This window comes from Streptomyces sp. NPDC047081 (assembly GCF_040643775.1).
GTDB lineage: Bacteria > Actinomycetota > Actinomycetes > Streptomycetales > Streptomycetaceae > Streptomyces.
This window is the reverse complement of sequence record NZ_JBEYUY010000011.1, coordinates 269,708-288,203: the sequence shown is the minus strand read 5'-3', so window position 1 is coordinate 288,203 and position 18,496 is coordinate 269,708. Positions and strand designations below refer to the sequence as shown.

14 protein-coding genes and 1 pseudogene are annotated in these 18,496 nt (G+C 71.2%); 10 read left to right on the top strand and 5 right to left on the bottom strand.

Going from position 1 to position 18,496, the window contains the following annotated elements:
• The first annotated feature begins 278 nt into the window (after positions 1 to 278).
• The 4 genes from ABZ848_RS23160 (at position 279) to ABZ848_RS23145 (ending at position 4,394) form a co-directional block, all read left to right on the top strand.
• Complete coding sequence (locus ABZ848_RS23160) at positions 279 to 965, top strand: glycoside hydrolase family 11 protein (RefSeq protein WP_360834735.1); 687 nt, start codon at positions 279 to 281, stop codon at positions 963 to 965.
• A complete protein-coding gene (locus ABZ848_RS23155) occupies positions 962 to 1,648 on the top strand; it encodes a polysaccharide deacetylase family protein (RefSeq protein WP_360834664.1) in 687 nt (228 codons plus the stop codon). The genes ABZ848_RS23160 and ABZ848_RS23155 overlap by 4 nt, the downstream gene beginning before the upstream one ends.
• Before the next feature lie 82 nt (positions 1,649 to 1,730).
• Positions 1,731 to 3,287: an oxidoreductase gene (locus tag ABZ848_RS23150; RefSeq protein ID WP_360834662.1), complete on the top strand. Its 1,557-nt coding sequence runs from the start codon at positions 1,731 to 1,733 to the stop codon at positions 3,285 to 3,287.
• 165 nt (positions 3,288 to 3,452) lie between these two features.
• Positions 3,453 to 4,394, top strand: coding sequence for an N-acetylmuramoyl-L-alanine amidase (locus tag ABZ848_RS23145; RefSeq protein ID WP_360834660.1), 942 nt, complete (start codon positions 3,453 to 3,455; stop codon positions 4,392 to 4,394).
• 40 nt (positions 4,395 to 4,434) lie between these two features.
• Here ABZ848_RS23145 and ABZ848_RS23140 read toward each other — a convergent pair whose 3' ends face one another.
• From ABZ848_RS23140 to ABZ848_RS23130, 3 genes are all read right to left on the bottom strand, one after another.
• Positions 4,435 to 5,232 (bottom strand): alpha/beta hydrolase, encoded by a 798-nt coding sequence (locus tag ABZ848_RS23140; protein ID WP_360834658.1) that lies wholly within the window; start codon positions 5,230 to 5,232, stop codon positions 4,435 to 4,437.
• An 82-nt stretch (positions 5,233 to 5,314) separates the two neighbouring features.
• On the bottom strand, positions 5,315 to 6,769 hold the full coding sequence (locus ABZ848_RS23135) for an NAD(P)/FAD-dependent oxidoreductase (protein WP_360834656.1): 1,455 nt from the start codon (positions 6,767 to 6,769) through the stop codon (positions 5,315 to 5,317).
• Between the two features lie 45 nt (positions 6,770 to 6,814).
• Complete coding sequence (locus tag ABZ848_RS23130) at positions 6,815 to 7,996, bottom strand: MFS transporter (protein ID WP_360834654.1); 1,182 nt, start codon at positions 7,994 to 7,996, stop codon at positions 6,815 to 6,817.
• Between the two features lie 85 nt (positions 7,997 to 8,081).
• Between ABZ848_RS23130 and ABZ848_RS23125 the strand changes: the two genes are divergently transcribed.
• From ABZ848_RS23125 to ABZ848_RS23115, 3 genes and pseudogenes are all read left to right on the top strand, one after another.
• Positions 8,082 to 9,125: an ArsR family transcriptional regulator gene (locus ABZ848_RS23125; RefSeq protein WP_360834652.1), complete on the top strand. Its 1,044-nt coding sequence runs from the start codon at positions 8,082 to 8,084 to the stop codon at positions 9,123 to 9,125.
• A gap of 19 nt (positions 9,126 to 9,144) precedes the next feature.
• Positions 9,145 to 9,648: a glutathione peroxidase gene (locus tag ABZ848_RS23120; protein WP_360834650.1), complete on the top strand. Its 504-nt coding sequence runs from the start codon at positions 9,145 to 9,147 to the stop codon at positions 9,646 to 9,648.
• Between the two features lie 78 nt (positions 9,649 to 9,726).
• Positions 9,727 to 10,594, top strand: a pseudogene (locus ABZ848_RS23115) (MerR family transcriptional regulator).
• A 15-nt stretch (positions 10,595 to 10,609) separates the two neighbouring features.
• On the opposite strand, the gene ABZ848_RS23110 reads toward ABZ848_RS23115, so the two are convergent.
• Entirely contained in the window at positions 10,610 to 12,478 is a 1,869-nt protein-coding gene (locus ABZ848_RS23110) for an MFS transporter (protein ID WP_360834648.1), read from the bottom strand.
• A gap of 204 nt (positions 12,479 to 12,682) precedes the next feature.
• On the bottom strand, positions 12,683 to 15,832 hold the full coding sequence (locus tag ABZ848_RS23105) for a D-alanyl-D-alanine carboxypeptidase (protein WP_360834733.1): 3,150 nt from the start codon (positions 15,830 to 15,832) through the stop codon (positions 12,683 to 12,685).
• A gap of 274 nt (positions 15,833 to 16,106) precedes the next feature.
• Here ABZ848_RS23105 and ABZ848_RS23100 point away from each other — a divergent pair, with 274 nt between their 5' ends.
• The 3 genes from ABZ848_RS23100 (at position 16,107) to ABZ848_RS23090 (ending at position 18,419) form a co-directional block, all read left to right on the top strand.
• Complete coding sequence (locus ABZ848_RS23100) at positions 16,107 to 16,865, top strand: GPP34 family phosphoprotein (protein ID WP_360834646.1); 759 nt, start codon at positions 16,107 to 16,109, stop codon at positions 16,863 to 16,865.
• 328 nt (positions 16,866 to 17,193) lie between these two features.
• Entirely contained in the window at positions 17,194 to 18,051 is an 858-nt protein-coding gene (locus tag ABZ848_RS23095) for a helix-turn-helix transcriptional regulator (RefSeq protein ID WP_360834644.1), read from the top strand.
• Between the two features lie 176 nt (positions 18,052 to 18,227).
• Complete coding sequence (locus ABZ848_RS23090) at positions 18,228 to 18,419, top strand: DUF397 domain-containing protein (protein ID WP_360834642.1); 192 nt, start codon at positions 18,228 to 18,230, stop codon at positions 18,417 to 18,419.
• The last annotated feature ends 77 nt before the right edge of the window (positions 18,420 to 18,496 follow it).

The following is an 18,496-nucleotide window of genomic DNA, read 5'->3' as shown; positions in this document are numbered from 1 at the left end:
CAGCAACAAAGAAACCGCAAAATAATCCAGCGAGAGGGTCACTGCTGGTCGTGGGCTTTCACCGGAACAGCTTCGAAACATTCGAAGCCGTTCGTCACGCGTGGGCGCCGGGATCAAGACTCCCAGAAGTGGCCAGAACTCGCCCAGCTGGACCCCAAGGCCTCCGAATGTTTCGTAACAGCTGCCGAAACTATTGACGCTTGACCGGGACAGGCCAACACTGTCGGTCCAAAACCCGCCCTCGGACCGCGAGGAGGCACCCGCACATGACCCCTCACATGGACCCGCACACGAACCCTCGCACGACCCCGGACCTGACCCGCAGGGGCGCCTGCGCGCTGCTGCTCGGCACGGGCGCCGCCCTGGCGCTGCCCGGTACCGCGCGCGCCGCCACCGTCGTCACCACGAACCAGACCGGCACGAACAACGGCTTCTACTACTCGTTCTGGACGGACGCACAGGGCACGGTCTCCATGACCCTGGGCTCCGGCGGCAACTACAGCACCAGCTGGAAGAACACCGGCAACTTCGTCTGCGGCAAGGGCTGGAGCACCGGCGCGCGCCGGAACGTGACGTACTCCGGCAGCTTCAGTCCGTCCGGCAACGGCTATCTGTCCCTGTACGGCTGGACGTCCAGCCCGCTCGTCGAGTACTACATCGTCGACAACTGGGGCACCTACCGCCCCACCGGCACGTACAAGGGCACCGTCACCAGCGACGGCGGCACGTACGACATCTACCTGACGACGCGTTACAACGCGCCGTCCGTCGAGGGCACCAAGACCTTCAACCAGTACTGGAGCGTGCGCCAGTCGAAGCGCACCGGCGGCACCATCACCACCGGCAACCACTTCGACGCCTGGTCCCGCGCCGGGATGACCCTCGGCAGCTTCAAGTACTACATGATCCTCGCGACCGAGGGATACCAGAGCAGCGGCAGCTCCAACATCACGGTGTCGGCATGAGCGGCGCCCGCCGTCATGCGTTACGACCGCTGCCCGCCGCCCTCGCCGGCCTGGCACTCGCCGCCGCCGGCACCCTCGCCCTCCACCCCGCCCCGGCCCACGCCGCCGCCTGCTCCGGCTACGTCGGACTCACCTTCGACGACGGCCCCTCCGGCAACACCGCGGCCCTCCTGGGCGCCCTGAAGCAGAACGGGCTGCGGGCCACCATGTTCAACGAGGGCCAGTACGCCGCCGCCTACCCGGCGCAGGTCAAGGCCCAGGTCACCGCCGGAATGTGGGTCGGCAACCACAGCTACACCCACCCGCACCTGACCCAGCTCAGCCAGGCGCAGATCGACTCGGAGCTCTCCCGGACCCAGTCGGCCGTCGCGGCCGCGGGCGGCGGTACGCCCAGGCTGTTCCGGCCGCCGTACGGCGAGACCAACGCGACCGTGAAGACGGTGGCCGCCAAGTACGGTCTGACCCAGATCATCTGGGACGTGGACTCGCAGGACTGGAACGGCGCGAGTACGGACGCGATCGTGGCCGCCGCCGGACGGCTCACGAACGGCCAGGTCATCCTCATGCACGACTGGGCGGCCAACACCCTCGCCGCGATCCCGCGCATCGCCCAGGGCCTCGCCGCCCGCGGCCTGTGCGCCGGCCAGATCTCACCGACGACGGGCCGAGCCGTGGCCCCCTGAACCGCCCCTCCCCTCACGACGGCCGGTCCCCCAACCGGCCGTCACCCACAGCGCGGCCGACCCCTGTCAGTAGGCTGCCGCCGTGCTGTCGTACGACGAACTGACCTCACCCGAGCAGGAGTTGTGGAACGCGTTCCCCGAAGGGCGGCGCGTGGATCTGCGGGTGGGCAGCGAAGAGGGCGACCGGGTAGCCGGGGGCGGGGAGTGGGGGCCCGGGCGTACCGTGCGGGCCGAGGTGATCGCCGCCCTGCTGCTCGGCGCGCCGGGTGCGGAGGACGCCGGTGCCGTGGCCTCCGTCGGGCTCGTCGGCGCCCGGATATCCGGCACGCTCAACCTCGGCGGCGCGCAGATCGGGCACCCGATGTGGTTCGAGGACTGCTGGTTCGACGAGGGCGTCCACCTCTTCGGCGCCGAGACCCGTACCGTCGCCATCACCGGCAGCCGCATCCCCGGCTTGGAAGCCGGGTCGACCCGTATCGAGGGGCGTCTGGACCTGCTCCGCTCGACCGTGGAGACCATGCCCGTCTCCGCCTTCCACCGCGAGATCAGCGCTCTGTCCCTCACCCACGCGCACGTGACCGGCGGGGTGATCCTCAACGACACCGTGCTGAACGCGCCCGAGGGGTGGGCCCTGTCGGGCGGTGGGCTGGTCGCGGACGGCGGGGTGTTCTGCCGCCGGATGGTCGTGCACGGTGAAGTACGGCTGCTGGGCGCCCAGTTGCCGGGCGGGCTGTTCATGCGGAGCGCGCGGCTGGAGCGTCCCGGTCCGCGCGGTGTCGCCCTGGCCCTCGACAACGCGGCGGTCTCGGCGCTCGAGTTCTCCCGGGGATTCACCGCGTACGGCACCGTACGCCTGCGCGGCACCCACGTCTCGGACTACGTCACCTTCGAGGGAGCCGTGCTGAACGGGCCGCCCGACGGCACCGGACCCGCCCTGCTCTGCACGCTCATGCAGGCCGTCGACTTCGACCTCACCCTCGCCCGTCCGCCGTCCGGCACGGTGGATCTGCGCGGCGCACAGGTGTCCCAGCTGCACGACAGCGAGCAGAGCTGGCCGGAGGTGGTGGAGCTGGACGGCCTGGTCTACGGCTCCATCAAGGTGACGGAGGCCGGGGAGCGCCGGGAGGCGGTGGCGCGGCCGGACTCTACGGCCCAGCGGCTGGCGTGGATCCGCCGCAGCCCCGGCTACAGCCCGCAGCCGTACGAGCAGTTGGCGAGCTGGTACCGCAAGGCCGGTCACGACGACGACGCCCGCCGCGTGCTGCTCACCAAGCAGCGTCACCGGCGCCGCTCCCTCTCGCTGCCGGCCCGCGTGTGGGGCCACCTGCTGGACGCCACGGTCGGCTACGGCTACCGCCCCTGGCTGGCCGGCGTCTGGCTGCTCGTACTGACCCTGCTGGGCACGGCGGTCTTCGGCGCCAGCTCCCCCACCCGGGCGGAGAAGGGCGAGGGCGCCCCCTTCCAGCCCCTCGTCTACACCCTCGACCTCCTGATCCCGATCGGCGGCCTCGGCCAGCGCACCAACTGGTACTGGACCGACGCCTCCCTCCAGGCGCTGTCGTACGTCCTCATCGCCTTCGGCTGGATCCTCACCACGGCGGTCATCGCGGGCGTGACGCGAACCCTGCAGAAGAGCTAGCGGAGGAGCCGGTAGCTGAGTTTGTGACACATCAGCGCGTCGCGTGGCCAGTACGCCTTTCAACCGGTACGAAGGCGGTTGCCGCCCCGCACGCGGCCTGAGGCGTCAACTCCCTTCACAGGATTCCCGGTTACGTTGCCGGATCCGCCCGAAAGGACCGCAGTCATGGCAACACCCCTGACCGCCGCACAGATGCTCGCCGCGCTGAAGGCCGAAGGCCTCACCGTCCACGAGCACACCGGCTGGACCACCCACAACCGCGACGCGGCCACCGGCAAGAGCTTCGGCCCGGTGATAGGCGTACTGATCCACCACACCGCGGGCCACGGTGACAAGGAGCTCTGCTACAACGGCAGATCCGACCTGCCCGGCCCGCTCTGCCACGCCTGGCTCGGCAAGACCGACGGCCTGTGGACGATCGGCAACGGCCGTACGAACCACGCGGGCGGCGTCGACCTCGACGTCCTGAACGCCCTGCGCGAGGAGAAGTCCCCGCTGCCCACCGACAACCAGGCCAACGCCGACGGCAACGACTGCCTGTACGGCCTGGAGATCGAGAACCTGGGCAACGGCAAGGACCCCTACCCCGACGCCCAGTACCGCCAGGCGGTCCTGTGGGCGGCGGCCATCTGCCGGGCCCACGGCTGGTCCGAGAAGTCGGTGGCCGGCCACAAGGAGGTCCAGCCCGGCAAGGTGGACCCGAGCTTCGACATGGACGACTTCCGGGCCGACGTGAAGAAGCAGCTCGCGGCCACGGCGACCAAGACGAGCCCCGCGCCCAGCAAGCCGACCAAGCCCACCAAGGCGTCCAAGCCCCGCGTGGACCTCTCCCGCCTGGTCGCCGCCGCGAAGACCGACCCCGGCGCCAAGCAGGGCCACGTCAGCTACATGGCGGGCACCAACCTCACCGAGGCGGCCCTGGTCAAGCTCGGCTACCTCGCCAAGACCTACGCGGGCGACGGCTCCTTCGGCACCACCACGGTCGCCGCGTACGCCAAGTGGCAGCACCACCTCGGCTACACCGGCACGGACGCCAACGGCATCCCCGGCAAGATCTCCCTCGCCAAACTCGGCGACAAGTCGGGCCTGTTCACGGTCGTGGCCTGAACGACACCGGCCCGGCGGCCCAGCGCTGCCGGCCCACGGCTCACCCGGCCTCCGACGATGCCCGCAGCACCGGCAGCATCGTCGGAGCCGGGTCGTTCGTGAGGAAGTCCAGGATGATGCGGTTGACCTCGGCCGGCTTCTCAAGAGGGGCTGCGTGGGAGGCGTTCGGGATGACGGCGAGCTGGGCGTTCGGGATCGAGCGGTAGAGGGCCGCCGTGTGTTCCAGGGTCATCATGTCGTCGTCGCCGGTGAGGATCAGGGTGGGGGCGGTGATCTTCGCCAGGTCGGCCGGTGTGAGGTCCGGTTCCCGGGTGAACATGTCCTTCAACTTGCCCACGACGACCGGCCAGTGGTCGGCGCCGTCGGGCGTGACCGCCTGGTACATGTCCCGGAGCGGCGCCAGGTCCGGCTCGTCCGGGTCCAGTTCGTCCAGCATGTTCGGGCCGGAGGAGATCTCCGGCGCGGGGCGGAAGTTGGCGCCGATCGCGACGACCTTGCGCACCAGCTCGGGGCGGGCCCGTGCGACCAGCAGCGCGACGATCCCGCCGTCGCTCCAGCCGACGAGATGGGCCGGGCCGCCCACGACCGCCTCGACGAAGTCGACGGTGTCGTCGGCCATGTCGAGGTAGCTCAGCGGCCCCTCGACGTCACGGGTACGGCCGTGCGCGCGCCGCTCCGGCAGGAACAGCCGGTAGGCCGCCGCGAGGTCGGGCCGCTGGGCCGCCCAGGTCTCGTTGGTGCACATTCCGCCGTGCAGCAGAAGCAGCGGCTCGGCGCCCTCGGCCCCGTCGGTCTCGTACCAGGTCTCGACACCGGGAAGTTTCACGTACTCGCCCATGACCCCGGCCTCTCTCCCACACCGCGTACCCTTCCAGTCTCCGCCCCCACGGTCATCCCCTCAACACGGGGCGGGAAAGCGGTCATCGCGCCCGCAGGAACCTGAAATCCGCGGGGAGGAGACGGCGGGTGCGCCGCGCGTACTCACCCATGTATCCGGGCCAGTTGGCGACATTGCGGCCGTCGCGGGTCCGGTACCAGGACGAGCACGCCTGCCAGGCCGTCCCCGCGAACCGGGCCCGCACCGCGTCCAGCCCCGCCTCCTCCACCTCCGGCCGCACGTCCAGCGCCGCCGCCCCACTGCGCCGCGCCAGTTGCAGGGCCCGCCGGACATAGGCGGCCTGGGCCTCCAGGAAGAACAGGATCGACCCGCCGGAGGTGTTCGTGTTCGGCCCGTACATCAGGAACAGCGACGGGAACCCGGACACCATGATCCCGAGATGCGCCCGGGCCCCGTCCGCCCACGCGTCCGCGATCGACCGGCCGCCCGTCCCGCGCACCTCCATCGGGAGCATGAAGACGTTGGTACGGAATCCGGTCGCGTGGATCACGCAGTCGACCTCGTGCACCCGCCCGTCCCCGGTCAGCGGGCCCTCGGGTGTCATCCGCACGATCCGTTCCGTCACCAGCTCGACGTCCGGCCGCCGCAGCGCGGGCAGGAAGTCGGAGCTGAGCAGCACCCGCTTGCAGCCGAAGGGGTAGTCGGGCCAGACCTTCCGCCGCAGTTCCGGGTCGGGCAGCTGACGGCGCATGTGGGCACCGGAGACGAGCGCGCCCACACGGCCGACCGTACGTGGGTGACGTACGCAGAGAGTGATCAACTCCAGGGCGTGGTGGATCAGTTGGCGCCAGGCCCGGCGTGCCCAGGGCCGGCGCAGGACACGGGCCGGCACCTTCGGCATCGGCTGGTCCCGGCGCGGCAGGAACCAGTTCCCGGTCCGCTGGAACACCGTCAGGTGGCCGGCCACCGGGGCGATCTCCGGCACCAGCTGGGCCGCGCTCGCTCCCGTCCCGATGACCGCGACCCGCTTCCCCCGCAGGTCGTAGCCCTGGTCCCAGCGCGCCGAGTGGAAACTGTGCCCGCGAAAGTCCCCCAGCCCCTCCACCTCGGCGAAGGCCGGCTTGTCCAACTGCCCCGTCGCCAGCACCACGGCGTCCGCGACCCGCTCCTCCGCCACCCCGGCCCGACGGCTCCGTACCGTCCACGTCCGGTCCGTGTCGTCCCAGACGCACGAGGTCACCGTCGTGTCCGTGACGATCCGCGGGGTGATCCCGAGCGCGTCCGCGGTCTCCCGGGCGTACCGCAGGATCTCGTCGCGGTGCGAGAACAGGTGGGTCCAGGAGGCGCGTTGGGCGAAGGAGTACGAGTACAGGTGGCTCGGGACGTCGCAGGCGGCTCCCGGATACCGGTTGTGGAACCAGGTGCCGCCGGGTTCCGGCGCGGCCTCCAGCAGGGTGACGTCGTCCATCCCGTTCCGCAGCAGCTCGGCGGCGACCGCGATCCCGCCGAACCCCGCCCCCACGACCACGACACGCATCCCGCCATCCTCGCGGGACGGGACGTACGGCGAAAGACGGCGTGCTCACGCCGGCTGCGGCTCGGGCACGGGTCGCCGCCTGCCGGCCGCCACCAGCGTCACCGTAACCGCCGCCGACGCGCCCGCCATGACCGTCATCGCCGTTGCGGGAGAGGTGAGTTGAGCGACGGAGCCCGCCAGGGTCGCCGCCACTCCCTGCATGGTCAGCATGCCGGAGGAGTGCAGACCCAGGGCGTGGCCGGAGAGCTCGTCCGGGGTGAGGGCCATCAGGCGCTCCTGCTGCACCAGGCTCGCGCCGAAGCCGACGGAGGCGAGGGCGGCGGCCACCGCGGCCACGGGAGTCGCCGGGTGCAGGGCGAAGAGGAGGTACGGACCGGCGAGGAGCAGCAGCAGGGGTGTGGCCAGCCGGGGGCGTACGGCGGGCGGGACCAGCCGGCCGACGGTCACGTCCCCCAGCAGCATGCCCAGTGCCGCCGCCGCGAACAGCGTGCCCGCGGACCCGGGGTCGTACGACACGAAGAGCGATTCGCAGCCGACGACCAGGCCGTTGGGGAGCCACAGGCCGAGGTAGGTGAGGCGGCGGGGGCGGGAGGACCACAGGAGGGCGTTGGTGCGCCAGGTCGCCGCGATGGACGGGCGGCCGCTCGCGCGCGGCGGACGGGCGGCGAGGCCGAGGCGCGCGCCGAGGGCCGTCAGCAGGTACAGCAGGGCGGACAGCAGGAGCGCGGTGCGCGGGGAGAGGGCGGCGACCAGGACACCGCCCGTAGCGAACCCGAGGACCTGCGTGAGGCCGCTCATCATGTTGAACACCGAACGCCCCAGCAGATAGCCGTCCTTGGCCAGGATCTCGTTGAGGAGCCCCCAGCGCACCCCGCCGCCGAGCGAGGCGATCAGGCCGAGCAGCAGGATCACCGGGAAGACCGCCCACACCGGCAGACCGGGCAGCGCGAGCACGGCCGTGCCCAGCCCGTACGCGAGCGCGATGCCCGTCAGCGCGGCGCGCGGCGGGATCCGGTCGGCGGCCGACAGCAGGGTCGTCGCGCCGAGCACCTGGGCCAGCTGCGGGGTGAACATGCTGACCGCCGACAGGAGCGGAGAGTCGGTCGCCGCGTACACGAGCGTGCCGATGGCGAGGCCGCCGACGGTCTGCCCGGCGCTCTGCAGCGCGGAGGAGAGGAAGAGGGGCGTGAACTCCGGGGTGCGGAAGAGGTCCTGGTAACTGCGCATGCGGTGGAGTCTCAGACGACCCGGCGACGGCCAGTAATGTTTCGCGTGACGGCGAAAGGTGGGGCACGGAGAAGGGGGCGTTCGCATGGGCTGGTGGCAGCTGAACGCCGACACCCTCGCGAGCAGCAGGTTCGTGATCTCGCCGCTCGCCGAGACCTTCGCCTGCCTCAAGCTGCTGCACGCCGGCGCCGGCACGCACCCCGGCGAGCGGGCCTGGCTGCGCGCGCACCTGCCGGGCTACCGCGCGCTGCTGGCCGCCGACCCCGTGACCGCGCACCTGGTCCGGGCCGGGCTCGCCCGGAACTGGAACGCGGACTTCCTCACGCCCACACCCCGCGACGGCGAGTCCTTCGAGGCGGGCGTGGCCCGCGTCCGGGCGGTCCCCGCGGCCGAGGTCCGCGACCAGCTCGCCGTCTCCCTCGCCACCGACCACCGCCCCGGCACCCCGCTCCCGGCCGAGCTCCACGGCGACGACCTGCCCGAGCGGGCGGCGGCGCTCCTGGAGTACGTCTGGGAGACGGGCGTACGGCCGACCTGGGAGCGGCGGCGGCGCGTGCTGGAGGCCGATGTCGTCGCCCGTACCGCGCGGTTCGGGCAGGGAGGGTGGGCGGCCGTGCTGGACGGGCTGCGGCCGGGGCGGACCAGGTGGCTCGGCGAGAACCGGCTCCAGGTGAACCTGCACGAGTACCCGCCGCGCGAGATCTCCGGCGCCGAGCTGGTCTTCGTACCGGTGACGCCCAAGGCGGGCTGGGTGGCCTGGGAGGAGCCCGCGCGGTACGCCATCGTGTACGCCTGCGCGGGCGCGCTCGCCGACCCAGCCGCCCGGCCCGCCCCCGCGAGCCTGGCCGCGCTGCTGGGCCCCGCGCGGGCCACGGTGCTCGTCCTCCTCGCCTCGCCGCTGAGCACGAGCCAGTTGGTGGCGGTGACCGGCCAGGGCCTCGGCTCGGTCGGCCGCCATCTGAGGGTGCTGCTGGACGCGGGGCTGGTGGAACGCCGGCGGGCGGGCCGCTCGGTGCTGTACACGCGGACGGCGGCGGGGGAGGTGCTCGTGGAGGCGTCGGGGAGCGGGTCGACGACGGGAAGCGTGCGGCTGCCCGGTGACCGGGAGCGGAAACCGGGTGTCCACTAAGGGGAGTTAGCATCCGCTTATGACTACAGATGCCAGTTCCTCTCCCCTCGACGTCGAGATCGGTGCTCTCACCGGCGGCTCCGCCGACCTCCCGCAGTTCGCGGGCAAGGTCGTCCTCATCGTGAACGTGGCTTCCAAGTGCGGCCTCACCCCGCAGTACAACGGGCTGGAGAAGCTCCACGAGCGCTACGCCGAGCAGGGCTTCACCGTCCTCGGCGTGCCCTGCAACCAGTTCCTGGGGCAGGAGCCGGGCAGCGCCGAGGAGATCGCCGAGTTCTGCTCGGCGACGTACGGCGTGACCTTCCCGCTGACCGAGAAGGTCGAGGTGAACGGCGAGGGCCGGCACCAGCTCTACGACCGCCTCACCGGCTTCGCCGACGCCGAGGGCCACACCGGCGACATCCGCTGGAACTTCGAGAAGTTCCTGGTCGGCCGCGACGGCCAGGTCGTCGCCCGTTTCTCCCCGCAGACCGAGCCGGAGGCGACGGAGATCGTGACGGCCGTCGAAGGCGCCCTCGGCTAGGCATGTGTTGACCTTGCCCCTGGGGCAGGGACGAGCCTCCTCGTCGTCGGGCGGAACGGGTCCGCCCGGTGACGGAGGATGGCTGTCGTGGACGACGAACTGCTCACGATCGGCGCGTTCGCGGCCCGGGCCCGGCTCTCGGCCAAGGCGCTGCGGCTGTACGACCGCCTCGGCCTGCTGGCCCCGGCGCACGTCGACGAGGCCAGCGGCTACCGCTACTACCGCGCAGGCCAGGTGGAACGCGCCCGGCTGGTGGCCCTGCTGCGCCAGCTCGACATGCCGCTCGCCAGGATCGCCGAGGTGGTCGAGGCGGACGGGACCGAGGCGGCCGGGCTGCTCGGCGCGTACTGGGCGGACGTCGAGACGCGCATCGCGGGGCAGCGGACGCTCGCCGAGTACCTCCGTGGACGACTGTCGGGGAGGAGCTCCGAGATGTACGGGAAGTTCGTGGTCGAGACGGTGGACGTGCCCGAGCGCGTGGTGATCACCGAGACCAGGCACACGCTCGCGGACGAGCTGCCGGCGTGGATCGGCGCGTCGCTGGGGCGGCTGGAGAAGGCGGCGCGGGAGTGCGGCGGGGGTGACGGCTGCGCCGTACGTCGTCTACCACTCCGAGGTGTCGATGGAGAGCGACGGTCCCGCCGAGTCCTGCGTGCCGGTGGCGGACGGGGCGGCGGCGAGGGCGTGGGCCGAGGCGCACGGGCGGCCCTGGGAGACGAAGGTGCGGGTGGAACCGGCCCAGCGGCTCGCCTTCACCCGCATCACCAAGGCGCAGGTGGCGCACCCCCAGATCATCGCCGCCTTCGAGGCGGTCGAGCACTGGATGGCCCAGGAGGGCCTGGAGATGGCCGGCCCCTGCCGGGAGGTCTACTTCGCGGACTGGGACGCGGCGGGCCCGGAGGACGACGTGTGCGACGTGTCCTTCCCGGTCAGGCAGCCCCGCTGATCAGGCGGCCGCCGCTCACTTCTTGAGCTCGTCCGGGCACGGCGTGCCGCGCGGCAGCGTGTAGGGCGCCGCCAGGCGGTACGTGCCCGGCTTCGGGGCGATCAGCATGGTCCACTTGTCGCCGTTCGCGTCCTTCTCCGTCTCCATCAGGCAGCCGTTGACGTTGTCGTACGACTTCGGCTCGCCGTCGGCCCGGTGCTTGGAGGCCTGGGTCTCCTGGGGCGGCTTGAGCTTCTTGCCCTCGGCGTCGACGATGCTCAGCCACGGCGAGTACGGGATCCGGATGAGGACGCGGCCGGCCTTCTTGACCTCCATGGTCATCTCGCCCTGCTCGGCGCGGTCGACGGAGGCGTTCGGCTCGGCGAGCGGGGCCGGGTCGGTGACCTGGAACAGCTGCCAGTTGGCGTCGCCCCAGATCTGCTTCAGATACGGCATCCCGCGCTGGACGAGTTCCCGCTCCCGCTCGCCGCCGTCGCCGTCCGGCTCGTCCTTGGGCAGCACGACGAAGTGCACGGCCCAGCGCTGGAGCCACTCGTGGTAGTTCGCCGAGTTCAGCGTGTCGTCGTAGAAGAGGGGGTTGCGTTCCATGTCGGCCTGGCGGTTCCAGCCGCGGGCCAGGTTGACGTACGGGGCGAGGGCGGAGGCCTCGCGGTGGGAGGCGGCCGGTACGACCTCGACGCGGCCCTTGGCGGCGCCGACCTTCTGGAGCTGGTTCACCAGCGGGGCCAGCTCGCGCGCCCAGGACGCGGTGGGCGTCGTATGGACGACGTCGTCGACCGACTTGAAGCCGATCCAGAAGGTGAAGCCGGCGATCGCCACCACCGCCAGCCACCACCGGCGCGAGCGGCGGACCTGGAAGGGCAGCGCCGCGACCAGCGCGACCCCGGCGAACAGCATCGCCAGGCGGGTGATGTTGGAGCCGATCTGCGAGCTGACGATCCACACGCCGAGCACCGCGAGGCCGTACACCGCGGAGGTCAGGCGGACCGTCACCCACTCCTTGGGGACGAGCACGAAGACGAAGACCGCGTACAGGAAGGGCAGGATCACCGAGGCGAACCGCATCGGCTGGGTGCCCGCGAAGGGGAACAGCCAGGCCGACAGGGCGACGACCACGGCCGGGGCGATACCGAGCGCCCAGGCGCCCGGGCGGCGCTTCTGCAGGAACAGCGCCACGGCCACCAGCCCCACGAACAGACCCGCGACCGGCGAGGACATGGTGGCGAGGGCGGCGAGCGGGGCGGCACACGCGGCCTTCGCCCAGCGCCTGTACCGCAGCCGGTGGGGCCAGCAGAACACCACGGCGACCGCGCCGAGCGCGAAGACCGTGCCGAGGCCGAAGGTCACGCGCCCCGAGGCCGCGTTGCAGAGGAAGGCGAAGACGCCCGCGAGCGAGGCCCACAGCGGGTTCCTCACCGAGCGGCTGCGCAGCAGGATCATGGTCAGCAGGCCCGCCGAGACCGTCCCGGCCAGCATCATCGTCGTCCGAACGCCCAGGACGGACATCAGGTACGGCGACACGATGCTGTACGACACCGGGTGCATGCCGCCGTACCAGGCGAGGTTGTACGCGGAGTCGGGGTGGCGGCCGACGAACTCGGCCCAGGCGTCCTGGGCCGCGAGGTCGCCGCCGCTGTTCGCGAACGTGAAGAACCAGACGATGTGGAGGACGCCGGAAAGAGCGGTGAGGGAGAGCACCGGGTGGCGCAGGAGACGCTCACGCAGGGCGTGGAAGGCGCGCGTCGCTCTGGACGCCTCGTCCGGACGGGTGGTCGCGGAGGCGGGCTCGGGCCGCTGCTCGCGCGGTGCGGGCACGCGTATTCGCGGGCCGGTTCCCGGGCCCGGATCGGCGTCGTCGGCGCGTGTCGGCTCCGCAGTGGCCACCTGTAGGCACTCCCCGTGGGTGTCCTGTCTTCTCTTCTGGGACGCGTCCCGTCGGCCGTCCGTTGACGGCCGCGTCCCGTTGGGTACCCCGCCCGCGCCCCGCGAGCGGCACCTGCCCCGTTTCGTGACGCTAGCACGCAGCCCGTCGGAAGGCTCCCAGGTGGGCCCGCCGACGGGCTGCGATGGGCGAGGTGTTACGGCTGCTCAGGCGAGGCGCTTCAGCTTGGCGGAGAAGCCGGGTTCCGTGAGGTCCTTCTGGAGGGCCACCGGGACCTTGACCGCGCCGTTGCTGCCGTCGCCGACGGTGAGCGTGCCGACCTGGGTGCCGGCCTTCGCGGTGTGCGGTACGTCGTCGCCGTCGAAGGAGAGCTTCACCTTGAGGCCGGACCAGCCGACCGCGGTGACGTCCTTGGTGACGACGATGGGGGTGTGGCCGCCGAGCTTGTCGTCCACGTATCCGACGACCTCGCCCTTCTTCAGGATCTTCGCCGACTTCAGGGCGTCCTGGGCCGCCAGCATCGCCGTCTTGCTCACCGCGTTGACGGTGTCGATGATCGGCGCGGTGTGCTGGCCGAGGATCGCGCCGACGACGGTGACGGTCTCGCCGCCGACCTCCTTGGTGGCGGCGAAGAGGAGATTGCCGCCGGCCTTCGTGGTCGTGCCCGTCTTGATGCCGATGGCGCCGTTGTACGGGACGAGGCGGTTGTAGTTGTCCCACTTCTTGCCGGACGGGTCGACCCAGGTGGGGAGCTTGGTGATGTCCGTCAGGGCCGGGATCTTCACCAGCTCGTTGCCGAGTTTCACCTGGTCGGAGGCGGTGGAGACGGTGGTCTCCTTCAGGCCCGAGGCGTCGGTGTACGTCGTCCCCGTCATCCCGAGTTCCTTGGCGGTGTCGTTCATCTTCTTGATGAACGCGGCCTCGGTGCCGGCGTCCCAGCGCGCCAGCAGACGGGCGATGTTGTTGGCGGACGGGATCATGATCGCCGAGAGGGCTTCCTTCTCGGTGAGTACGTCGCCCTCCTTGACGGTCGTCAGGGTCGACTCGCCGTCCTTGTAGTACCCGGCCTCCTTCTCGGCGAGCGCGTCGACCGTGATCTTCGGGCCGTCCTGGCCGGACTTGAGGGGGTGGTCCTTGAGGACGATGTACGCGGTCATGGCTTTGGCGACGGAGCCGATGGCGACGGGGGTCTGCTTGCCGAAGGTGCCCATGGTGCCGATGCCGTTGACGTCGAGCCGGCCCTGGCCTTCGCTGGGCCACGGGAGGTTCGTGCCGCTGCCCTCGAAGGTGTACGAGTCCTCGGCGGTGAGGGCGAGGGTGGGGGTGGGCAGGGGGCGGACTGCCTGCACGATCGCAAAGATGACGGCGAGAAGGAGGACCAGGGGGGTCCAGATCTTGACGCGCCGGACGATCGTGCGGACCGGGGTCTGGGGTGGCGGCGGGGTGTTCGTGAGCTCGGCCAGGAGGTCGAGCGGGGGCTTCGGGGGGAGCGGCTGCTGCGAGGTCCGCTCGGGGCCGACCTGGGGGACCGGGGCCGTGGCGTCCGCCGGGGCGGGCCGGGGCGTCTTGGTCGCCGGGTCGTCGAGGGGCTTCAGCGCGACGAACTTGCTGGTGCGCTCGGGATCCGCCTTGATGTCCCCGAGCTTCAACATGGTGGTCGGCTGATCGACGGGAGGCTTGGGCCGCTTGAAAACGGCGGTCGGCTGATCCACCGCCTTACCGCGCCCACCCGCCCGACCCGTGCCACTTTCGTCGTCGGGTGCGGGTGGCCCTTGTGGGGCGGGATCGCCGTCGGCGGGTGCGGGTGCGGGTGTGGGCTTGGCGGGTGCGGGTTTGGCGGGTGCGGGTGTGGCGGGCGTGGCGTCTTCGGGGGCGAGGTCCTCGGGGTCCTGGGGGGCAGGGTCCTTGGGGGCGGAGTCTTCCGAGGTGGAGTCCCGAGGGGTGGAATCCCCAGGGGTGGAGTCCTCGGGGGTGGACTCTCCAGAGGTGGAGTCTTCGGGCGCGGTGTCGGTCTCGGAGGCGGAGTCGGCAGCGGGTGCGGCATCGACCGGCTTCGCATCGGCAGGCTCGTCGTCGGCGCGCTCGGCGTCAGCGGGCTCGGCGTGAACTCGCTCGGCATCAGCAGGCTCGCCAGCAGCCGACTCGGCCCCGGCAGCGGTCTCCGTGCGCGCCGCATCGGCCTCCGCGGCCTCGGCCTCGGGGCCCGCCGTGTCGACGTCCGCGGGGATGTCGGCGCCGGGCTCGCTGTCTTCCGTGGCGCGCGTGGCATCGCCGTCCGCGAGCGCAGGGGCGGCGGCGCGCTCGGCGTCCTCCGTGGCACCTGCCGCATCGCCATCCGCGGGCGCGGAGACGTGCTCGGCAGGCGCGGGTTCGCCCGCGGCACCTTCCGCATCCGCATCCGCGGTGTCTCCCGCCGCCGTGTCGGCGGCAACCGTCCCGGACACCTCGTCCGCGTCGGCATCCGCCCCGGGCTCGGCGTCCTCGGCCTCCGCGGCAGCCGCGCCGTCACCGGCCCCGGCATCAGTCGTACCCTCGGCGGCAGCCGCGCTGTCCGCTCCGTCCTCCTCGGCAGAGCCGCCGCTCCCCGACGCGCCCTCCACCGGAACCCCGGCCTCCGGCTCGCCCGCCGTCTCGTCGGCGTCCGCCACAGGCGTCTCAGCGGCCTCCTCGGCCGTCTTCCCGCCCTTGGCGCCCCCCGTGGCGTCCTTGGAGCCCCCGGCGTCTCCCGACCGCACCCAGGCCGCCACAGCCGCCCTCAGCCGCGCGTCACCCGAGCCGTCACCGTTGCCACCCGACGTCCCGCCCCGCTCGCCGTCAGTCACCTCATCACCATCGGCCGTAGTCGTCCCCGCCGAGGAAACGTCACCGCCGTCCGCAGCGCCGCCCTCGGAACCGTCCAAATCCTCCGAGTCCCCGACACCGGCACCCGAAACACCCTCAGATTCCCGAGCACCGCCCTGCGAAGCACCCGCAGGCTCTCCGGCAGCGGCACCGGCACCGACCCCCGAACCGCCCCCAGACTCCCCAGCACCAGCCTCGGCAGCCCCGGACACTCCCGCGACCCCCTCCGCGTCCGCAGCAGCCCCGTTGCCTTCCGCAGCCACCCCGGCCCCGTCAGAGCCCCCGCTCACCAGATCCCGTACCGAGAAAACCCGAGTCGCCGTGTCCACACCACCCCGCGCTGCCGACGACGACTCGCCGCCCTCCCGGGCCACCGCCAGGCGGGGATCCCGGGCGCCGGCATCCTCCGTCCTCGCCTCCGGAACCGGACCCGCGCTCCCCGACGTCGGTTCTGCCGACGACTCGCGCTTCTTCGACCTGTCGGGGGACTCGCCCGCCACCGATGCCTCCTCCATGTGCCGCCGCATGCCCCGCACGCGACCGCCGAACCCGTCAACCGAACAACCGAACCGTGAATCCGTGATTACGTGAGTCAAGCCGCCCGGCACACCGCTTCACACCGCTTCGACGCGCTGTCCGAACCATGTACCAGTGTCCTGTGTGCGGGCTTAACCCCTGCGGTAGACGAGAACGACATACCTACCGGTTCCCTCACAAACAGGTCACGCACCCTCGACAGACCAATGTGAGAGGGGTCACCCTGTCTTTCATCCACGCGGGGAGGCATGGATGGGCAGGAGCCGCAGAACACTTCCGGAGGAGCTTCTGCTGCTGGCACTGGACCCGGCCACGGGTACCACTGCACAGCCGCAGTCGCTCGACCTCGGTCTGGCCGGAGCACAGCTAGTGGAGCTGGCGCTGGCCGGACGGATAGCCCCAGACGGGGATCGTATCGCCGTGGTAGCCCCACGGCCGACTGGAGATCCAACATTGGACTGCGCGTTGGAGTTGCTGCGAAGGCGTGGCGCTCCCGTGCGGGCAGTGAACTGGATTGGCGGGCCGCGCCTTGGGCTGCGCCAGACCTACCTCTCGCATCTGGAGCGGTGCGGCATGGTGCATGCCGTGGCCGGTCAGATGTGCGGGGTGCTGCCGACGACTCGTTACCAGGCGACGGACACCGCCATCAGCCGGGAGATCAGGGCCCGGCTGGATTCCGCGATCCGGACCGGCGTACCGCCGGACCCACGGACCGCGGCGCTCGCCGCCCTGGCACACGCGGTCGGCCTCGGCAAGCACCTGTATCCGGGGAATGAGGGACGTTCGTCCCGGTCCCGGCTGCGGGATCTGATCAGGCACGACCCCATGGGCGGTCTCGTCGCGCACGCGGTGATGGACGTCCAGAACGGCGTGGCGGCCCAGCCGCGCCGCAGCCCGGCCCCGGCCGGCCGTCAGGCCCCCGCCGGACCGACCCGACCCGCACCGGAACCCGCTCGTGGTGTTCCGATGCAGCCGCGCCGCGGTTCCATGGCGCGCGTCGTGGCCCACTGAGCCGCAGTCCCACGACGACAGCAGTCCCCGATACCCGGTACGGGAGCCGCTGGCCGCGCGGGGCAGTGAGTCCGTACGTCGTCCGCAGCCGCGGAAGGCGAAACGGTCCCGCTGCCCCGCGCGGCCGCATTTCGGGGCCGGATCGTCGCCGGGTCGGCCCGCGATCGCCCTCGCGAACGCCCCACAGATCACGCCCGGATCGCGAACTGGTGCGTATCCAGCGCATATCCACAGTTTCCCAGCGGTAGTAAGCACCTTGGTGGCAGTCTGCTCAACAGCAGATACGCAAAGTGGTAACCAGAGGTCCGCAGCCGGAGGTGCACGTCCCGTGGCGTCCAATGTCAATCCCACCGTCCGGCGGCGCCGGCTGGGCCAGGAGCTGCGCCGGCTCCGTGAGCTCAAGGGCATGACGGCCGAAGAGGTCGCCGAGCGGCTGCTGGTGTCGCAGTCGAAGATCAGCCGCCTGGAGAACGGGCGGCGGAGCATCAGCCAGCGGGACGTCCGGGATCTGTGCGGGGTGTACGAGGTCGAGGACCACCGGATCGTCGACTCCCTGATGCAGATGGCCAAGGACTCGCGGCAGCAGGGGTGGTGGCATTCGTTCGGCGACATCCCTTACAGCGTCTACATCGGCCTTGAGACGGACGCCGCCAGTCTGCGGGTCTACGATCCCCAGGTCGTGCCGGGGCTGTTGCAGACCCGGCAGTACGCGGAGGCGCTCATCGCGGGCGCGCTGCCGGAGACGGCGGCCGCCGATGTCGAGAAGCGGGTGCAGGTGCGACTGCGCCGGCAGGAACGAATCACCGCCCCGGAGAACCCGCTCCGTCTGTGGACCGTGATGGACGAGGCGGCCCTGAAGCGGGTGGTCGGCAACCGCTCGCTGATGCGGGACCAGCTGGAGCACCTCGTCGAGCAGTCCCAGCTGCCGCACGTCACCGTGCAGGTCATCCCCTTCGAGATGGGCGCCCACCCGGGCCTCAACGGCCAGTACGCGATCCTGGAGTTCCCGGACGCGGCCGACTCCAGCGTCGTCTACATCGAGGGCGTCACCAGCGACCTGTACCTGGAGAAGGCCAACGACGTGCAGAAGTACAGCGTGATGTACGAGCACCTGCGGGCCCAGGCCCTCAATCCGGACCAGTCACGGCAGTTCATCGCGGACATCGCGAAGGAGTACGCCCGCTGAAGGGCCGTAAGGTACACCTTCCCGGGGTCTTAGTGGAAGACCCACCTGGAATATGCCATCCAGTCGAGTGAATAGTCGCTTCGTACGCGGAGGTTGGCGAGTAGCGTCGATCACGCCACCACACACCAAAGGTTGGCGCAAATCAGCAACTCGTCTTCTGGCACTACGGAGCAAAAATGGCAATTCGTCAGGGCGCCACGGAAACCTGGACCAAGTCCTCGTACTCCACCGGCAACGGAGCCTGCGTCGAGGTCAAGTCGCCGGCCGGTGAGGACCTGTCCGTCCAGGACTCCAAGGTCACCGACGGCCCGGTCCTCGCCTTCCCCGCCGACGCGTGGAACGCCTTCGTCGCCTCGATCAAGGCGTAAGGGGAGGGTCTTCCTGATCCTCGGTCCACTTCACCGACAACCAACACAACTTCACAAGCAGCACAGGAAGAGCCCTC